At 72.4% G+C, this 17,457-nt stretch carries 14 protein-coding genes; 3 read left to right on the forward strand and 11 right to left on the reverse strand.

Annotated elements, in window-relative coordinates:
• Nucleotides 1–47: 47 nt before the first annotated feature.
• The 4 genes from N3K63_RS08475 to rpsP form a co-directional block, all read right to left on the reverse strand.
• Nucleotides 48–4,193 carry a bifunctional nitrate reductase/sulfite reductase flavoprotein subunit alpha gene (locus tag N3K63_RS08475; protein WP_261579716.1) on the reverse strand — a complete coding sequence of 1,382 codons (4,146 nt, stop codon included), beginning with the start codon at nucleotides 4,191–4,193 and terminating at the stop codon, nucleotides 48–50.
• Between the two features lie 100 nt (nucleotides 4,194–4,293).
• Nucleotides 4,294–4,911 carry a ribosome maturation factor RimM gene (rimM, locus tag N3K63_RS08480; RefSeq protein ID WP_261579717.1) on the reverse strand — a complete coding sequence of 206 codons (618 nt, stop codon included), beginning with the start codon at nucleotides 4,909–4,911 and terminating at the stop codon, nucleotides 4,294–4,296.
• Nucleotides 4,911–5,141 carry an RNA-binding protein gene (locus N3K63_RS08485; protein ID WP_121058496.1) on the reverse strand — a complete coding sequence of 77 codons (231 nt, stop codon included), beginning with the start codon at nucleotides 5,139–5,141 and terminating at the stop codon, nucleotides 4,911–4,913. Before N3K63_RS08485 ends, rimM begins: the two co-directional genes overlap by 1 nt.
• Nucleotides 5,142–5,145: 4 nt before the next feature.
• Complete coding sequence (gene rpsP, locus N3K63_RS08490; RefSeq protein WP_261579718.1) at nucleotides 5,146–5,568, reverse strand: 30S ribosomal protein S16; 423 nt, start codon at nucleotides 5,566–5,568, stop codon at nucleotides 5,146–5,148.
• A 186-nt stretch (nucleotides 5,569–5,754) separates the two neighbouring features.
• Between rpsP and N3K63_RS08495 the strand changes: the two genes are divergently transcribed.
• Nucleotides 5,755–6,909 (forward strand): glutamate--cysteine ligase, encoded by a 1,155-nt coding sequence (locus N3K63_RS08495; RefSeq protein WP_261579719.1) that lies wholly within the window; start codon nucleotides 5,755–5,757, stop codon nucleotides 6,907–6,909.
• Nucleotides 6,910–6,956: 47 nt separating this feature from the next.
• On the opposite strand, the gene ffh is transcribed toward N3K63_RS08495, so the two are convergent.
• The 4 genes from ffh to N3K63_RS08515 all read right to left on the reverse strand — a co-directional run bounded on the left by ffh (nucleotide 6,957) and on the right by N3K63_RS08515 (nucleotide 10,407).
• Nucleotides 6,957–8,510: a signal recognition particle protein gene (gene ffh / locus N3K63_RS08500; RefSeq protein WP_261579720.1), complete on the reverse strand. Its 1,554-nt coding sequence runs from the start codon at nucleotides 8,508–8,510 to the stop codon at nucleotides 6,957–6,959.
• Nucleotides 8,511–8,553: 43 nt separating this feature from the next.
• Nucleotides 8,554–9,048: an RNA polymerase sigma factor gene (locus N3K63_RS08505; RefSeq protein WP_261579721.1), complete on the reverse strand. Its 495-nt coding sequence runs from the start codon at nucleotides 9,046–9,048 to the stop codon at nucleotides 8,554–8,556.
• Nucleotides 9,045–9,722, reverse strand: coding sequence for a hypothetical protein (locus N3K63_RS08510; protein WP_261579722.1), 678 nt, complete (start codon nucleotides 9,720–9,722; stop codon nucleotides 9,045–9,047). Before N3K63_RS08510 ends, N3K63_RS08505 begins: the two co-directional genes overlap by 4 nt.
• A gap of 76 nt (nucleotides 9,723–9,798) precedes the next feature.
• Nucleotides 9,799–10,407, reverse strand: a complete 609-nt coding sequence (locus N3K63_RS08515; protein ID WP_261579723.1) for a TetR/AcrR family transcriptional regulator — start codon at nucleotides 10,405–10,407, stop codon at nucleotides 9,799–9,801.
• Nucleotides 10,408–10,476: 69 nt separating this feature from the next.
• Between N3K63_RS08515 and lipB the strand changes: the two genes are divergently transcribed.
• Entirely contained in the window at nucleotides 10,477–11,118 is a 642-nt protein-coding gene (gene lipB, locus N3K63_RS08520; protein WP_261579724.1) for a lipoyl(octanoyl) transferase LipB, read from the forward strand.
• Nucleotides 11,115–12,152, forward strand: a complete 1,038-nt coding sequence (lipA, locus tag N3K63_RS08525; RefSeq protein ID WP_261579725.1) for a lipoyl synthase — start codon at nucleotides 11,115–11,117, stop codon at nucleotides 12,150–12,152. The genes lipB and lipA overlap by 4 nt, the downstream gene beginning before the upstream one ends.
• A gap of 7 nt (nucleotides 12,153–12,159) precedes the next feature.
• Here the strand turns inward: lipA and N3K63_RS08530 are convergent, their stop codons facing one another.
• From N3K63_RS08530 to smc, 3 genes are all read right to left on the reverse strand, one after another.
• On the reverse strand, nucleotides 12,160–12,660 hold the full coding sequence (locus tag N3K63_RS08530; RefSeq protein ID WP_261579726.1) for a DUF2004 domain-containing protein: 501 nt from the start codon (nucleotides 12,658–12,660) through the stop codon (nucleotides 12,160–12,162).
• A gap of 72 nt (nucleotides 12,661–12,732) precedes the next feature.
• Nucleotides 12,733–13,605 carry a signal recognition particle-docking protein FtsY gene (gene ftsY / locus N3K63_RS08535; protein WP_261579727.1) on the reverse strand — a complete coding sequence of 291 codons (873 nt, stop codon included), beginning with the start codon at nucleotides 13,603–13,605 and terminating at the stop codon, nucleotides 12,733–12,735.
• A gap of 19 nt (nucleotides 13,606–13,624) precedes the next feature.
• Nucleotides 13,625–17,116 (reverse strand): chromosome segregation protein SMC, encoded by a 3,492-nt coding sequence (gene smc / locus N3K63_RS08540; protein WP_261579728.1) that lies wholly within the window; start codon nucleotides 17,114–17,116, stop codon nucleotides 13,625–13,627.
• Between the last annotated feature and the right edge of the window lie 341 nt (nucleotides 17,117–17,457).

A 17,457-nucleotide genomic window follows, 5' to 3' on the forward strand; every position in this document is an offset into this window, starting at 1 on the left:
GCGCGGCTGCGTCGCGGGGATGGTGAGGGCGGGCGGTGCCCGGCGCGTCAGTAGACGTCGCGGACGTAGCGGCCCTCCTGGGCCAGCATCCGCTTGTACTCCAGCGCGGCCTCCTCGCCCATGCCGCCGTGCTGGCGCACCACGGCCACCAGGGTGGCGTCGACGTCGGATGCCATGCGGCCGGCGTCGCCGCACACGTACAGGTGCGCGCCGCGCTCGAGCCATTGCCAGAGCACCGCGCCGTGCTCGACCATGCGGTCCTGCACGTAGATCTTGGCGCGCTGGTCGCGCGAGAAGGCGAGGTCGAGTCGGGTGAGGAAGCCGTCGTCGCGCATACCGAGCAGCTCGTCACGGTAGTAGAAGTCGGTGGCCTCGTGCTGTTCGCCGAAGAAGAGCCAGTTGGCGCCGGTGTGGCCGTCGGCGCGGCGGTCGTGGAGGAACGCGCGGAACGGGGCGATGCCGGTGCCGGGACCGATCATGATCATCGGCGCGGCGGGGTCGCGCGGCGGCCGGAAATGGGCAGAGCGCTGCAGGAAGATCGGCGCCGCCGAGGCCTCGGCGACCTCGCGGGTCGGCATGCCCGTCGGGTGTGCCAGCGCATCGGCGAGGAAGGTGGACCCCACCCCGCCGCGGCGGGCGCCGCCCTCGCCGTCGAAGCGCACCACCGAGACGGTCAGCTGCACCTCGTCGGGCGAGGTCTTCGGACTCGACGAGATCGAGTACTGCCGCGGCTGCAGGCGCCCGAGCACGCCGATCCACTCGGCGGCGGTGGCGCGCACCGGGAAGCGCTGCAGCAGGTCGACGGCCTGCATGCCCCACAGGTACTGCGCGAGGCGCTGGGCGGCATCGCGCCGCAGCAACGCGTGCAGCTCGGGGTCGGGGTTGCGCTCGGCGAGGAAGGCCAGCAGCGCGGGCGTCACCCGGGTGATGTCGAGCTTGCGGCGCAGCGCGTCGCCCAGGTAGCGCTCCTGGCCGTCGAGCTCGACCACGGCACGGGCCGACAGCCCCGTGAGGGCGAGCCACTCGGCCACCAGCGGCGCCCGGTTCACGCACACGACTCCCAGCGAGTCGCCCGCCTCATAGCGGGCGGCGGTGTCGGTGAGGTCGAAGCCGAAGCGGCGCACCTCCTTGGCCGATCCCGGCCCCGACAGCAGTTCGTCGGTCACCAGCGGCGCCAGCACCGGGTTGCCGCGGGTGAAGAGCCGCTTGGTGGCAGCCGGCGCCGCAGCGGCCGTCGGGGCCGACCCGGCCGGTGACAGCGCCGCCGTGACGGCGTCGATCCACGCGGCCGCCGGTGCGTCGTAGTCGGGCTCGCAGTCCACCCGCGGCAGCAGCACGGTGGCGCCGAGCGCGTGCAGACGCTCGTGGATGCCGCGGCCGTGGCCGCAGAAGTCGTCGTAGCTCGGGTCGCCGATGGCGAAGACGGCGAAGGTGAGGCCCGCCAGGTGCGGCGCCTCATCGCCGCGCAGCTGCTCCCACAGATCGGCCGCGTTGTCGGGCGGTCCCCCGTCGCCGAAGGTGGAGGTGATGACCAGCACGCGTTCCAGGGCCGGGAGGTCGGCGGCGGCCGTGGTGGCCATGCTGCGCGTGCGCGCGGGCAGGCCACGGGCGGTGAGGGTGGCGGCGGTGAGTTCGGCGAGCTCTTCGGCGGTGCCCGTCTGCGACCCCCACAGCACCGTGATCGGAGAGCCGCCGGGGGCCTCGGCGGCCCGTGCGGCGAGCCCCGCGAGCACGCCGTCGAACCAGCCGCGCACCACCGCGCGCAGCGGTGCGCCCGGCGGCAGCACCGGCACCGTGCCCGCCGCCGGCGGTGCCGCGTCGAGGGCGGCGGCGATGCCCGCGAGGAAGGCGGACTCCGTGTCGTCGAGCTCGGGGGCGCCGGCTGCACCCAGGGCCCGCCGGAGCGCGTCGCCGGTGAGGGCCCCGGCCGTCAGCGCGGTCGCACCGAGGGGGGTCGTGCCGTCGGCATCCGCTGCGGTGGCCGTGGCGGCGGGCGCCGGGCCGATCCGCCGCAGCGACACCGCCGCGAACTTGAACTCGGGCTGCAGCGACGCCGGGTCGACGGCGTCGCTGGTGACCGCGTTGACCGTGACGTACTCGCCGTGCTCGTCGTTCCAGTGGAACGGCGCGAACAGGGTGCCCGCGGCCATCCGGTCGGTCACCGCCGCCGGCACGACGAGGCGGCCGCGCCGGGAGGCGACCTCCACGAGATCGCCGTCGTCGATGCTCAGCGCCACCGCATCCTCGGTGTTCACCTCGACGAACGGACCTCCGCTCAGCCGCAGCAGCTTGTCGATGCGCCCGGTCTTGGTCATCGTGTGCCACTGGTGCGGCAGCCGCCCGGTGGTCAGCACGAGCGGGTAGTCGTCGTCGGGGCTCTCGGCGGGACCGCCGTGCGGACGGGGAAGGAACTGCGCGCGCCGCGTGGGCGTGGGGAACGCCAGCCGCGGTGTCGTGCCGTCGGGGTCGATGTGCAGGCTCTGGCTGACGCCGTCGTTGAGGTAGCGGATGGGGTGGCGCGGCTCGGTGTCGCCGGCCGGGGCCGGCCACTGCACGGGGCCGCCGCGCAGCCGCTCGTGGCTGACGCCGCGCACATCCCAGCCCGTCGCCGGGTTCCAGAACCGGCGCAGTTCGTCGAACACCGCCGCCGCGTCGGGGAAGTCGAACCCCTCGTCGAAGCCCATGGCCTGCGCCATGCGGCAGATGAGCCACCAATCGGGGGCGGCCTCCCCCGGGGCCGTCGCGATGCGGGGCACGAGGGTCATGGTGCGGTCGCTGCCGACCATCACACCCTCCGCCTCCACCCACAGCGTCGCCGGCAGCATGATGTCGGCGTAGGCGTTGGTCGCCGTGTCGGTGTAGACGTCCTGCGTGATGACGAGCTCGGCGCGCTCGAGTGCCGCGATCACCTCGCGACGGTTGGCGACCGAGGCCACCGGGTTGGTGCAGATGATCCAGGCCGCCTTGATCTCGCCGTCGGCCATGGCCCGGTACATGTCGATGGTGCCGGTGCCGCCCTCGGCGCGGATGCTGCCCGGCGCCAGCCCCCACAGCGTCTCGGCGACGGCTCGATCGTCGGGGACGAACACCGAGCGCTGTCCCGGCAGGCCCGGGCCCATGTAGCCCATCTCGCGCCCGCCCATCGCGTTGGGCTGCCCGGTGAGCGAGAAGGGCCCGCTCCCGGGGCGGCAGATCGCGCCGGTGGCCAAGTGCAGGTTGCAGATCGCGTTGGTGTTCCAGGTGCCCTGCGTGGACTGGTTGAGGCCCATCGTCCACAGCGTCATCCACTCGCCGGCCTCGGCGATCCACCGCGCAGCGGTGCGGATGTCCTCCTCGGCGATGCCGGTGATCTGGGCCACGCGGTGCGGCGGATAGTCGGCGAGGAAGGCCGGCATCGCCTCCCAGCCGTCGGTGTGGGCGGCGATGAACGCGTCGTCGATCGCCCCGGCCGCCACGAGCACGTGCAGCAGCCCGTTGAGGAGGGCGAGGTCGGTGCCGGGCCGGATCTGCAGAAACAGGTCGGCGCGCTCGGCGGTCGCGGTGCGCCGCGGGTCGACGACGATGAGCCGCGCGCCCTGCTTGAGACGGTCGGCCATCCGCAGGAACAGGATGGGGTGGCAGTCGGCGGTGTTCGAGCCGATCACGAAGAACAGGTCGGTCCGCTCGAAGTCCTCGTAGGATCCTGGCGGACCGTCGGCGCCGAGCGACTGCTTGTAGCCCGTGCCCGCCGAGGCCATGCACAGCCGCGAGTTCGACTCGATGTGCTTGCCCCGCAGATAGCCCTTCACGAGCTTGTTCGACAGGTACTGCGCTTCGATGGACATCTGTCCCGACACGTAGAGCGCGACGGCATCCGGACCGTGCTCGTCGACCAGGGCGCGCAGTCGCGCGCCCGCCTCGGCGATGGCGGCGTCGAGGGCGACCGGGACGGCGGCCTCGCCGCGCGCCGGGCGGCGCAGCGCGGTGGTCATGCGCCCCGGCGCGGCCATCAGCTCGACGTGGGTGGCGCCCTTCGTGCACAGCCGGCCGGCGTTGGTGGGGTGCGCGCGGTCGCCGGTCGCCTTGGCGAGCGCGCCGTCGGCGTCGGAGGTCACCGAGATGCCGCAGCCCACGCCGCAGTACGAGCACACCGTGCGCGTGGTCGTGGTGCCCACGACGGTGCGCTCTGCGCGTGCTTCGACGATCGGACCCATGTCCCGATGATCGCCGACCGATGTTCCGCGGTCGCTCCCGGCGTGTTACCGGGGGATCACACCGCATTCACGGCGCCGCCGCGTCGGGTGTGAGGGGGCGTCAGGACGCGGCGTCCTCGTCGGCGGACTCGTGCGCCGGTGCCGCGTCGGCCTCGTCTGCGCTGTCATCGGGCAGCGCCTCGAACAGGCCGGCGGGCGGGGTGACCACGACACGGCCGGCGGCCACGTCGACCTCGGGCACGATCGCCTTCACGAAGGGGACCAGCACCTCGTCGTCGGTGCCGGCGAGGCGCACGATCAGCAGGTCCTGCGAGGGCAGGTGGTCCACGCGGGCGACACGGCCGACCACATCGCCGCCGCGCACCACGTCGAGTCCGACCAGCTGGTGGTCGTACCAGGCGTCGTCTTCGGGAGCGTCGGTCTCGTCCTGGTCGATCCACAGGATCGCCCGCACCAGACCCTCGGCGGCCTCGCGGTCGTCGATGTCCTGCAGGAAGACGACCGGATGCGAGTTCATCCAGCGGAAATCGCGCACGGTGACGGTCTTGCCGTGCCACGGAGATGCCTCGGGCACCTGCAACGTGAACACGGCACCCGGGGTGAACCGGCCGTCGGGGTCATCGGTGTACAGCTCGAGCTTCAGCGCGCCCTTGAGGCCGTGCGCTTTGACGAGACGCCCGACGCGCAGCTGCGCACGGGCGGCGGCGGAGCCTGCCATCAGTCGTCCGCGACGTCGACGCGCACGCGGCGGCCGTCGGCGAGGGCGGTCACGACGGTGCGCAGGGCCCGAGCCGTGCGGCCGCCGCGCCCGATCACACGTCCCCGATCCTCGGGGTGCACGCGCACCTCGAGGACGTCACCGCGAGGCGACGTGGAGGAACGGATGACGACGTCGTCGGGGTGATCGACGATCCCCTTGACGACGTGCTCGAGCGCAGCGGCAAGCACGGTCTTACTCGGCCTCGACGGCGTCGGCCTCGGGAGCCTCGGTCTCGGCAGCGGCGGCGGGCTCTTCAGCCTTCTTCTCCGCCTTGGGCTGGACGACCGACTTCTTGTCGGCCGGCGCGACGAACTCGGCCTTGGCCTCGCGGGTCTTCACGGTCGAGACGGCGTTCTTGTCGCCCTTGAAGGTGCCCCAGTCGCCGGTGAGCTTGAGGATCGCGGTGACCTGCTCGGTCGGCTGCGCGCCGACGGAGAGCCAGTACTGCGCGCGCTCGGAGTCGACCTCGATGAACGAGGGCTCCTCGGTCGGGTGGTACTTGCCGATCTCCTCGATGACGCGACCGTCGCGCTTGGTGCGCGAGTCGGCGACGACGATGCGGTAGTAGGGCGCGCGGATCTTGCCGAGGCGCTTGAGACGGATCTTGACAGCCACAATTCTCCTGAATGGTGTGAATGAAGTGATGAACGTCGCCTGGAGCGTGGGGTGCACACCCGGCGGAAGCTCTGATGGTGGGTGCCGCGCCGGATAGAGGGTCGAGCGCAGCGGTCCAACCATCAATTCTGCCAGATCGTGACCGCCCTCGCGAACCGGGCGCGCGCGCCGTGTCAGACTGTGCCCATGACGGTGCCCTTCGCGACATCCGCCCGTTCGTCCGTGGGTCTGGAGTGGGAGCTCATGCTCGCCGACGAAGAGACCGGCGACCTGGCCCCCCGCGCCCCCGAACTGCTCGAGGCCCTCGGCTCCGACGCCGACCACGAACGGCACACGATCACCGGCGAGCTGCTGACCAACACCATCGAGGTCACCAGCGGCATCGGCGACACCGTCGGGGCCGCCGTCGACGACATCGCCGACGCGATCGCCCAGCTGCGCGAGCTCTCCGACCCCCGCGGCATCGGCCTGCTGTGCGCGGGCAGCCACCCGTTCGCCCAGTGGTACGACCAGCAGGTCACCGACAAGACCCGCTACCACAAGCTCATCGAGCGCACCCAGTGGTGGGGGCGCAACATGATGATCTGGGGCATCCACGTGCATGTCGGCGTCGACGACGTCAACAAGGTCTTCCCCATCATCAACGCCCTGGCGATCTACCTGCCGCATCTGCAGGCCCTCTCCGCCTCCAGCCCGTTCTGGGCCGGTGAGCGCACCGGGTACGCCTCCAACCGGGCCCTCGTCTTCCAGCAGCTGCCCACCGCGGGCCTGCCGTGGCCGCTGACCGACTGGGCCCAGTTCGAGGGGTACCTCGACGACATGGTGCGCACCGGCGTCATGGAGGACGCGAGCGAGGTGCGCTGGGACATCCGCCCCGCGCCGCGCTGGGGCACCATCGAGGTGCGCGCGTGCGACGGGATGTCGACGATCACCGAGCTGGCAGCGATCGCGGCGCTCGTGCAGACCCTCGTGGAGTACTTCTCGCGGGAGCTGGACGAGGGGCGGCAGCTTCCCAGTGTGCAGCCCTGGTTCGTGCGCGAGAACAAGTGGCGCGCCGCCCGCTACGGCCTGCAGGCGCGGGTGATCGTCGACGACAAGGGCACGCAGCGCCTGGTCACCGAGCACCTGCGCGAGATGCTCGAGGTGCTGGCCCCCATCGCGGAGGACCTGCACTGCGTGCGAGAGTTCGCCGGCATCGAGACGATCCTCGCCGGCGGCGCCTCCTACGCGCGCCAGCTGGCCGTCGCCGACGCCGCGGAGGGCGATCTGCACGCGGTGGTGCATCACCTGCTGCGCGAGTTCCGCACCGGACCGGCGCGCACCCTCGACCTCGCGCCCTGAGCCGCCCTGAGCAACCCTGCGGCGGTCTGAGCCGGAGGCGGGGCGGATCAGCCCTTGCCGAAGAGCTTCTGGATCTCGGCGAGGTCGGCCTCGCTCGGTGCGCCCGCACCGGCGCCGAGGCCGAAGCCCGAGCCGGTCGGGGCTGCGGGGGCCGTGGCGATCCCCGCGTTCTCGGCGGCGCGCTTGGCGGGGTTGCCCGACCGCGAGCCGGACTTGGCCTTCTGCTTGCCGCCGCGCTTGCTCGACGCGCCGGGCTTGCCGCCCATGGGCCCCATGCCGGGGATGTTGGGCACGCCGCCGCGGGCGACGGTCTTCATCATCTTGGCGGCCTGCTCGAAGCGCTGCACGAGCTGGTTGACGTCGGTGACGGTCATGCCCGAGCCGCGGGCGATGCGCAGGCGCCGCGAGCCGTTGAGCACCTTGGGGTTGCGGCGCTCCCCCGGCGTCATCGATCGGATGATCGCTTCGGTGCGGTCGATCTCGCGCTCGTCGAAGTCGTCGAGCTGCTGCTTCATCTGCCCCATGCCCGGGAGCATCCCGAGCATCTTCTTCATCGACCCCATCTTCTTCATCTGCTGAAGCTGGTCGAGGAAGTCTTCGAGGGTGAACTGCTCCTTGGCGAGCTTCTCGGCGACCTTCATCGCCTCTTCCTCGTCGAAGGCCTGCTGGGCCTGCTCGATGAGGGTGAGGATGTCGCCGAGGTCGAGGATGCGGCTGGCCATGCGGTCGGGGTGGAAGACCTCGAGGTCGTCCAGTCCCTCGCCCGTGGACGCGAAGATGATGGGGCGCTCGGTGATGCTGGTCACCGACAGCGCCGCGCCGCCCTTCGAGTCGCCGTCGAGCTTGGAGAGCACGACACCGGTGAAGTCGACGCCCTCCTGGAAGGCCTTGGCGGTGTTGACGGCATCCTGGCCGCTCATCGCGTCGATGACGAACAGCACCTCGTCGGGGTCGGTGGCCCGGCGGATGTCGGAGGCCTGCTTCATGAGCTCGGCGTCCACGCCGAGGCGGCCGGCGGTGTCGATGATGACGACGTCGTGCTGCTGGCGGCGCGCGTGCTCGACGCCGTCGCGGGCGACCCGCACCGGGTCGCCGACGCCGTTGCCGGGCTCGGGCGCGTAGATGGCGGCACCGGCCTGCGTCGCGACGACCTGCAGCTGGTTGACGGCATTGGGGCGCTGCAGGTCGCAGGCGACCAGCAGCGGGGTGTGGCCGTCCTTCTCGAGCTGCTTGGCGAGCTTGCCGGCGAAGGTCGTCTTGCCCGAGCCCTGGAGGCCGGCGAGCATGATCACCGTCGGGGGGTTCTTGGCGAACTGCAGCCGGCGCTGCTGGCCGCCGAGGATCGCGACGAGCTCCTCGTTGACGATCTGCACGACCTGCTGGGCCGGGTTGAGGGCGCGGTTCACCTCGTCGCCGAGTGCGCGCTCGCGCACCTTCGCGGTGAACTCCTTGACGACCGGGAGCGCCACGTCGGCCTCGAGGAGAGCCCGCCGGATCTCGCGCACCGTGCCGTCGATATCGGCGGGCGTGAGCTTGCCCTTGGTGCGGAGGTTGCGGAAGGTCTCGGTGAGCCGGTCGGAGAGAGTGCCGAAAGTCGCCATGATCCGCCAAGTTTACGCGAGCCGCGCGCCCTTCTCCGCCCGCTCAGGTGGGCGTCGGCACGGCGAGGGCGACCCGCAGCGCCTCCTTGGCCCGGGCGTAGCGCGATCGCGCGGTCGAATCGGGGATGCCGAGCAGTTCGGCGGCCTCGACGATCGTCATCCGCTCCCAGTGCACCAGCTGCACGAGTTCGGCCAGATCGGGGTCGAGACGGGCGATGGCGTCGCGCACCTCGCTCCCCTCGTCGGCCGGCGGCGCGACCGGCTGCGGCCCGTCGAGCCGGATGCGGTCGGCCAGCGCCCAGCGTCGGCTCTGACCGCGCACGTGGTTGCGCAGCGTGCCGCGCGCGATGCCGAACAGCCACATCCGCGCGCGCTCCGGGTCGGCGGGCAGCTCGGCGACCCGCCGCCAGGCGACGACCATGGTCTCCCCGAGGAGGCCGGGGGCATCGTCCAGTCCCGCCCGGCGCTGCAGGTAGGCGAGCAGATCGGCCGACGACGCGGTCAGGGCGGTCGTGAGCAGGGCGTCGCGCCGGGTCACGATCCGGCGCCCGCGCGGGAGGTGTCGCCGTGCGCGTCACGGCATTGGATCTGTCCGGACCGCTCGCTGCCGGCCATCCGCGCGTCGGACACGTCGAGCCCGGCGGCGTCCAGTGCCACCTGCTCGGCGTCGGCGACGGCCGCGTCCCACGCGCTCCACTCCAGCGCCCAGGCGCGGTGGGCGATCTCGGCGGGGCGGTCTTCCGGTGCGAGCAGTGACAGGTCGGCGCCGGGGTCGAGCGGGGCGGCGGCGGCCTGCGCCTGGAACAACGCGCGGTGCTCGGGCACGAGCGCGGCGGCCGCGGCGACCACGTCGGCGCTGCGGTACCAGGCCTCGAGCGCCCGGTTGACCTCGCTTACGAAGACGGCGTCGCCGCCGGTGTAGTCGGTGTAGCGCAGCTCGCACGACATGCCGGTGTCCATCGTGAACGCGACGGCGCCGAGCGGGTCCTGTGCCCACGGCGCCCAGGTGAAGCCGTCGGTGGCGGCGGCGACCCCGGCGCCGCCGCACAGCACGAGGGCCAGCGCACCGGAGGTGACGGCGATCCGGCGGCGTCGCCGCTGCGGGCGATGCCCGCGGGCCTCGGCGACCATGCCCGCCAGCGCGTCACCGGGCACCGTGCGGGTGGCCGGGGCGGAACGGTCCAGGATGTCGTCGAGCGGATCGGTGATCATGATGCCTCCATCGTCGGGTGATCTCACCCTTGACGTGTCCGGCAGCGGCGGTTCCGTCCACGCCGGTGCGATCCGATCAGTCCCCTCGCGTCGGACCGGGCCCGGCGGTCAGGCCGGAGACGATCTCGGCCGCGCGTACGAGGTGCTGCGCCAGCGGGGCGCGGCCCGCGCCCTCGCGCGCCCAGGCGTCGATCGCGGCGAGCACGGCCCCGCCCCACGCGGCGCCGGTGATGTCGGCGGCCAGACGGTCCCGTCCGCAGCGCACCAGCGCGCCCGACGCGGCCCCGGCGATGTGCGCGGTGCGCTGCGCCGCCTCGCGGGCGAGCTCGTCGGCAAGGCCCATCTGGTCGGCGTTGACGACGGCCAGGGCCAGGCTGTCGGGCGCGAACCCGTCGGCCAGGCGCAGGATCTCGCGGCGCACCGCGGTGTCGGCATCCGCCCCGTCCGCCGCCGTCACCGCACCCAGCCGGTCGTCGAGGGCGGCCAGGCGCAGGTCGAGCCCCGCCCACAGGATGTCGGCCTTCGACGAGAAGTAGTTGAAGAAGCTCGACCGGCTCACCCCGGCCCGCGAGGCGATGTCGGTGATCGCGACGTGTTCGTACCCCTGCTCGAGGAACAGCTCGCACGCGGCCTCGGCGATGCTCTCGCGGGAGGTGGCCCGCGGCCGGCCGGCCCGCGCTGTCATACCGCCAGCGTAGCGAGGCCTATTGTTGGACGCAGTGCAACAACCGCTCGCTTCGTGAGGGAGACTGCGATGCCCGACATCTTGACCGTGGGCCTGGCGCCCGACCTGGTGCCCTACCACCGCGCCTGGGCGCTGCAGCGCGAGCTGCACGCCGAGATCGTCGCGGGCACCCGCGTCGACACGCTGCTGCTGCTCGAGCACGAGGCGGTCTACACGGCCGGTGCGCGCACGGCCCGCCACGAGCGCCCCGTCGACGGCACGCCGGTGGTCGACGTCGACCGCGGCGGCAAGATCACCTGGCACGGTCCGGGGCAGCTCGTGGGGTATCCCCTGATGCGCCTTCCCGAGCCGGTCGACGTGGTCGCGCACGTGCGCCGCCTGGAGGCGGTGCTCATCGCCGCGCTGGCCACGCTCGGGGTCGAGGGCTACCGCGTCGAGGGCCGCAGCGGCGTGTGGGTGCGTCGCCCGCTGTCCGAAGACAAGATCGCCGCCATCGGCGTGCGCGTGCAGCGCGGGGTGACGATGCACGGCTTCGCGCTCAACTGCGACAACTCGCTGCGGCCGTTCCAGAACATCGTGCCGTGCGGCATCTCGGATGCCGGGGTGACGACCATCAGCGAGGTGGTCGTCACCGACGTCTCCCCCGCCGACGTGCTGGCCACCGTCTCCGACGCCTTCCGCGCCGCCTACGCCGACGAGGCCGCCGCGTGAGCGCCTGCGGCACCGGCGGCACCGCCGCCCCCACAACAGCCCCCGACGGGCGGCGTCTGCTGCGGCTCGAGGTGCGCAACGCCCAGACCCCGATCGAGCGCAAGCCGGAGTGGATCAAGACCCGCGCCAAGCTCGGCCCGGAGTACCAGGAGCTGCACGCCCTCGTGAAGACCGAGGACCTGCACACCGTCTGCCAGGAGGCGGGCTGCCCCAACATCTACGAGTGCTGGGAGGACCGCGAGGCCACCTTCCTCATCGGCGGCTCGCAGTGCACGCGGCGCTGCGACTTCTGCCAGATCGACACCGGCAAGCCGGCGGCGTACGACATCGACGAGCCGCGGCGCGTGGCCGAGAGCGTGCAGCGGATGCGGCTGCGTTACGCGACGGTCACCTGTGTCGCGCGCGACGACCTCCCCGACGGCGGTGCGTGGCTGAACGCCGAGACGGTGCGGCAGATTCACGCCGTGAACCCGGGCACCGGGGTGGAGCTGCTGGCCACCGACTTCAACGGCGAGCCGGCGCTGCTGGACGAGGTGTTCGCGGCCCGGCCCGAGGTGTTCGCCCACAACGTCGAGACCGTGCCGCGCATCTTCAAGCGCATCCGGCCCGCCTTCCGCTACGAGCGCTCGCTCGACGTGCTCACCCAGGCCCGCCGCGCGGGCCTGATCACCAAGTCGAATCTCATCCTCGGCATGGGCGAGGAGCCCGAAGAGGTCGTGCAGGCGCTGCAGGATCTGCACGACGCCGGCACCGACATCATCACGATCACCCAGTACCTGCGCCCGACGCCGCGCCACCTCCCCGTGGCGCGCTGGGTGAAGCCGCAGGAGTTCGTCGAGTTCAAGGAGGAGGCCGAGCGCATCGGCTTCCTCGGTGTGCTGGCCGGCCCCCTGGTGCGCTCGTCCTACCGCGCGGGGCGCCTGTGGGCGCAGTCGATGGTGTCGAAGGGGCGCGAGATCCCGCCGCACCTGGCGCACATCGCCGCCGCGCAGAGCGCGGAGGTCGCCGAGAAGGGCTTCGCCCAGGCGGTCTGAGCGGCGCCTACTCGGCGCTGGTGACCGACAGCACGGCGGCCTCGGAGTCGAGGTTCACGAGCAGCACGTCGTCGGTCGCGTCGCGGTCGAGGGCGTACTCGAGCACCGCGAACGGGTCGGATCCGCCGTGCTCGTCGGCGAGGATCGTGACGCTGACCAGCTCCAGCGAGCGGATGACGTCGATGTGCACGTCACCGGAGATGTCGACGAGCATCTCCTCGAGGTCGTCGCCGAGCACCTCCTGCTGCTGCAGGATGTACTCGGTCACCTCGCTCGTGCGGTCGTCGAGTTCGGAGACCATCGCGCCGCGGGCGCGCAGGTCGATGGCCTCGAGGCCGGAGATCATGGCCGCCGCGACGTCGAGGGCCGCCTCGGACACGTCGTCCTGATCGGGCGCGGTGAGGTCGACGGTGACACGCTGATCGCCGAGGTCGACGACCTCGGTCCAGAAGATCGACCCGTCCGGACCGGACGCCAGCACCCCGAAGTAGTCGTGCTCGATGGCCATGGCCCTATGCAACCATTCCGGCCGCCGGTGCGCGACCCCCGGGGGTGAGCATGACGCGTGCGGACGCGATCATCAGTCGACCAGGGCCGCGGCGAACACGTGCGGCGTGAAACCGGTGAGGTCGCCGATGCCCTCGCCCTGGCCGAGCAGCTTGACCGGGATGCCGGTGCGCTCCTGCACGGCCAGCACGAAGCCGCCCTTGGCCGAGCCGTCGAGCTTGGTGAGCACCAGTCCCGTCACCCCGGCGTGCTGCAGGAACGCCTCGGCCTGCATGACGCCGTTCTGACCGGTCGTGGCGTCGAGCACGAGCAGCACCTCGCTGATGGGGGCCTGCTTCTCGATCACGCGTCGGATCTTGGTGAGCTCGTCCATGAGCCCGCCCTTGGTGTGCAGGCGCCCGGCGGTGTCGACGAGCACGATCTCGGTGCCGTGCTGCTTGGCGTACTCGATGGTCTGGAAGGCCACCGAGGCCGGGTCCTGTCCTTCCTGCTGCGGGCGCACGATGGTCGCCCCGCCCCGTTCCGCCCACGTCGCCAGCTGGTCGACGGCGGCGGCGCGGAAGGTGTCGGCGGCGCCCACGACGACCGAGCGGCCGTAGCGCTGAAGGAACTTGGCGAACTTGCCGATGGTGGTGGTCTTCCCCACGCCGTTGACGCCGACGACCAGCACCACCGCGGGGCGCTCGGTGAGGCGCAGGGTGGTGTCGAACTTCGCGAAGTGCTCTTCGAGGGTCTCCTTGAGCATCCGCTGCAGGTCGCGCGGGTCGGTGGTGCGGTAGCGCTCCACCTTGCCCTGCAGCTCCTCGACGATGCGCTCGGTGATGTCGGGACCGAAGTCGGCCGTCAGCAGCGCGGTCTCGAGGTCTTCCCACGTCGTCTCGTCGATGGTGGGTTTGACGAACATGCCGCGCAGGGCGCGACCGAGGGACCAGGACTTCTCCACCATGACTCCAGGCTACCGGCGGTCAGGAGGCGGCGCGCTCGCGCACGCGCTGGCCGACGACGGCCGACACGCCGTCCTGGCGCATCGAGACCCCGTAGAGGGCGTCGGCGATCTCCATCGTGCGCTTCTGGTGCGTGATGACGATGAGCTGGCTCGACGCACGCAGCTGCTCGAACACGCCCAGCAGGCGACCGAGGTTGGCGTCGTCGAGTGCCGCCTCGACCTCGTCGAGGATGTAGAAGGGGCTCGGCCGCGCCTTGAAGATGGCCGTCAGCAGCGCGACGGCCGCCAGCGACCGCTCGCCGCCCGACAGCAGCGACAGCCGCTCGATCTTCTTCCCCACCGGGCGCACCGACACCTCGATGCCGGTGGTGAGCGGATGCTCGGGGTCGGTGAGCGAGATCGACCCGGTGCCGCCGGGGAACAGGATCGGGAACACCTCGTGGAACGCCGTACGGGTGTCTTCGAAGGCGGCGAGGAAGATCGTCTGCATCCGCTCGTCGAGCTCTTCGATGATCGTGAGCAGGTCGGTGCGCGTCTGGGTGAGGTCGGCGAGCTGCTCGGTGAGGAAGGCGTGGCGCTGTTCGAGGGCGGCGAACTCCTCCAGAGCGAGCGGGTTGACCCGGCCGAGCTGGGTGAGCTTGCGCTCGGCATCCTGCAGACGTCGGCGCTGGGCGGCGCGGTCGTAGGGTTCCGGTTCGGCGTCGTCGCCGTTCGGGATGAGCTGGTCGGGGCCGTATTCCGAAACCAGAATATTCTCGTCGAGGCTCAGCTCGCTGGCGACCCGCTCGAGCAGGCTCGTCACATGCAGGCGCTTCTCGTGCATCTGCAGTTCGAGACCGTGCACGCTCTCGGTCAGCCGTGCCAGCCGCTCGCGCACCGCGGCGTCCTGCGCGCGCAGCTGCACCAGCTCGTCGGTGACGGCGGTGCGCGCCTGTTCGGCGAGCTCGAGCTCCACGCGCGCCTGGGTGACCGACCGGTCGACCGAGGCGAGTACGGCGGGCAGCCGCTCCGCGACCTCTTCGGCCAGCTCCCGCTGCGCCCGGCGGATGACGGCGCGCCGGGCGGCCTCGGCGGCGGCGGCACGCTCGCGCTCGCGCTGGCGCTCCAGCTGCACGACGCGCCCCTCCCCCGCGCGCACCCGCTCCTTGAGCGTCTCCACGTCGAGGCGGGCGCGCATCTCGGCGTCACGGGTGGCCTCGAGGGCGTCGAGCAGCCCGTCGCGGGCGGAGGCGTCGAGGATCGGCCGCGGGGCGGCCTGTGCGCGCTCCAGCGCGTCGCCGGCGGTGCGCGCGGCGGCCTCGGCGTCGGCGACGGCGGCCTGGGCCTGGGTGAGTCCGGCCTCGAGCCGCTCGCACTCGGCGAGGGCGGCCTCGTGGCGCACGGTGGCGCGGTTGACCTTCTCGGAGTGCGCCGCCAGCGCGGCGTCGTGCTCGCGCAGGGTCTGCAGGGTCTGCTTGGTGCGCGCGCGGGCGTCGTTCCACCCGCTCTGCGCCTCGGCGAGGGCCTCGCGCAGCGAGTCGACGATGACCGTGACCTCCGACAGCCGCAGGGCAGCCGCGTCGCGCTCGGCGGCCAGCTCCAGTCGGGAGCGCCCGCCGCCCGAACCGGCGTGCACCGTGTAGGCGGTGGCGACCTCTCCGGCGCGGGTGACGAGCACGACGGCGGGGTCGAGCGCGGGCAGCAGCTGCCGGGCCGCGGCGAGATCGTCGACGATGTGCACCGCGGCCAGCACGCCGAGCACACCGGCCGGCGCGGTCACGACCTCGCGCGCCGGGACGGTGCCGGCGAGCCGCGCCACGGGGGACGACGCCGGGCCCTCGGCCAGCGCGATGTCGACGCTGCCGAGATCGGCGCCGGCCGCAGCCAGTGCCAGTTCGACGGCCGCATCGGCATCGTCGACGAGCACGCCTTCGGCGAGGGCGCCGAGAGCGGCCGCGACCGCCGCCTCGTACCCCGGGGTCACCTTCACCGCGTCGCCGACGAGTCCGCGGATGCCGCGGCCACCGCGCTCGATGAACGCGGCCGCCGCATTGCGCACGTCGAGCGCGCGGCCGAGGGTCGCCGTCTGCGCCGTGAGCGACTCGGCCTCGCGCTCGGCGGCGTGCAGGCGCTCCCGCAGTGCACCGACCTCGGTCTCGGCGTCGGCGGCGTCGCGCTGCGCGCGGTCGTACGCCGCGGCGTGCTCGGCCGAGGACGCCTCCGGGATGAGGTCGGGATCGACGCCGGCGAGCACCTCCTCCGCCTCGGCGCGGCGCTGCAGAGCCGCATCCAGCGCGCGCTGCTGTCGTTCGACGGCCGCACGCACGGCATCCAGCCGCGACGAGGCGGCGTCGGCGGCGCCGCGCAGCGACGTCAGGCGCATGTCGTGCTCGGACACCAGAGCGCTCTGGGCGGCGATGTCGACGTCGAGCGCGTCGAGCTCGGCGCGGGCGCGGATGACGTCGCGGGACGCGGCGGCGGCGGCGTCCTGGGCGTCGCCCAGCCCCGCCGAGATCATGTCGATCTCGCCGCGGGCCTCGTCGATGGCGGCCTGGCTGACGGTGGCGACCTCGAGGGCGAGCTGGCCGTCGTCTTCGAGGAAGGCCAGACGCTGGGTGGTGAGGGTCGACAGCCCTCGCACGCGCTCCTGCACCTGCTCGAGCGCGAAGGCGGTGGCCCGCGCGCGGTCGACCGCTTCGGAGCGCTGGCGCGACTCGAGGTCGTCGATGCGCAACTTGAACTGCTCGGCCTGGTCCTGCAGCACGACCCGCTCGGCGTGCCGCTCCCGCTCGCCGCGGGCGTGGTCGGCCAGCTGAGTGCGCAGGGCGACGAGGTCGTCGGCGTACAGCCGCGCCTTCGCGTCGCGCACGACGGCGGCGATCGTGGCGGCCTCGCGGGCGATCTCGGCCTGCTTGCCCAGCGGCTTCAGCTGGCGGCGCAGCTCGCCGGCGAGGTCGCTCAACCGGGTGAGGTTCGCCTCCATCGCCTCGAGCTTGCGGAGGGTCTTCTCCTTGCGACGCCGGTGCTTGAGGATGCCGGCGGCCTCCTCGACGAAGCCGCGCCGGTCTTCCGGGCTGGCCTGCAGCACACTGTCCAGGCGCCCCTGCCCGACGATGACGTGCATCTCGCGCCCGAGGCCGGAGTCGCTGAGCAGCTCCTGCACGTCGAGCAGACGGCATCCCTCGCCGTTGATCGCGTACTCGCTGGAGCCGTTGCGGAACAGCGTGCGACTGATCGTCACCTCGCTGTACTCGATCGGCAGCGCGCCGTCGGAGTTGTCGATCGTCAACTGCACCTCGGCGCGGCCGAGCGGCCCGCGGGTGGCGGTGCCGGCGAAGATGACGTCTTCCATCTTGCCGCCGCGGAGGGTCTTGGCACCCTGCTCGCCCATCACCCACGCCAGCGCGTCGACCACGTTCGACTTGCCCGACCCGTTGGGGCCGACGATGCAGGTGACGCCGGGTTCGAGGGCGAAGGTCGTCGGCTGCGCGAACGACTTGAAGCCTTTGAGCGTGACGCTCTTCAGGTGCATGCGACGTGCCTCCGCGCGGGTCGGTGTGGCACCACGCTAGCGGACGGCAGGCCCGGTTCCGCGGCGACGCGCGCGGACTGCTCTTGACGCGACACGCCCGGGATGCTAGTTTCACTGATCGCGTCAGAAGTCGAGAAAGGAGGTCCCGAAATGATGCACATGAACACCACCGGAAGAATCGCTCCGCGTATCGCGGCGTTCGGCGTGTGCACCGGGATCCTCTCCTTCGGCGCCACGCAGGCCGCTCCCACCGTCGGCTGACCTTCCTCGGGGAGGACTCCGCCCGTTCTCGGGCGCCGGGTCCCTCGATCACGGTCGCCGGCTCCGCCTGCCCGTCCCCG

This window comes from Microbacterium festucae, from assembly GCF_025421715.1.
GTDB lineage: Bacteria > Actinomycetota > Actinomycetes > Actinomycetales > Microbacteriaceae > Microbacterium > Microbacterium festucae.

Coding starts and splice junctions, on each gene's coding strand:
- N3K63_RS08475 (WP_261579716.1), bottom strand. CDS start 4,193: ATGGGTCCGATCGTCGAAGCACGCGCAGAGCGCACCGTCGTGGGCACC.
- rimM (WP_261579717.1), bottom strand. CDS start 4,911: ATGGCAGGCTCCGCCGCCGCCCGTGCGCAGCTGCGCGTCGGGCGTCTC.
- N3K63_RS08495 (WP_261579719.1), top strand. CDS start 5,755: ATGACGGTGCCCTTCGCGACATCCGCCCGTTCGTCCGTGGGTCTGGAG.
- ffh (WP_261579720.1), bottom strand. CDS start 8,510: ATGGCGACTTTCGGCACTCTCTCCGACCGGCTCACCGAGACCTTCCGC.
- N3K63_RS08510 (WP_261579722.1), bottom strand. CDS start 9,722: ATGATCACCGATCCGCTCGACGACATCCTGGACCGTTCCGCCCCGGCC.
- N3K63_RS08515 (WP_261579723.1), bottom strand. CDS start 10,407: ATGACAGCGCGGGCCGGCCGGCCGCGGGCCACCTCCCGCGAGAGCATC.
- lipB (WP_261579724.1), top strand. CDS start 10,477: ATGCCCGACATCTTGACCGTGGGCCTGGCGCCCGACCTGGTGCCCTAC.
- N3K63_RS08530 (WP_261579726.1), bottom strand. CDS start 12,660: ATGGCCATCGAGCACGACTACTTCGGGGTGCTGGCGTCCGGTCCGGAC.
- ftsY (WP_261579727.1), bottom strand. CDS start 13,605: ATGGTGGAGAAGTCCTGGTCCCTCGGTCGCGCCCTGCGCGGCATGTTC.
- smc (WP_261579728.1), bottom strand. CDS start 17,116: ATGCACCTGAAGAGCGTCACGCTCAAAGGCTTCAAGTCGTTCGCGCAG.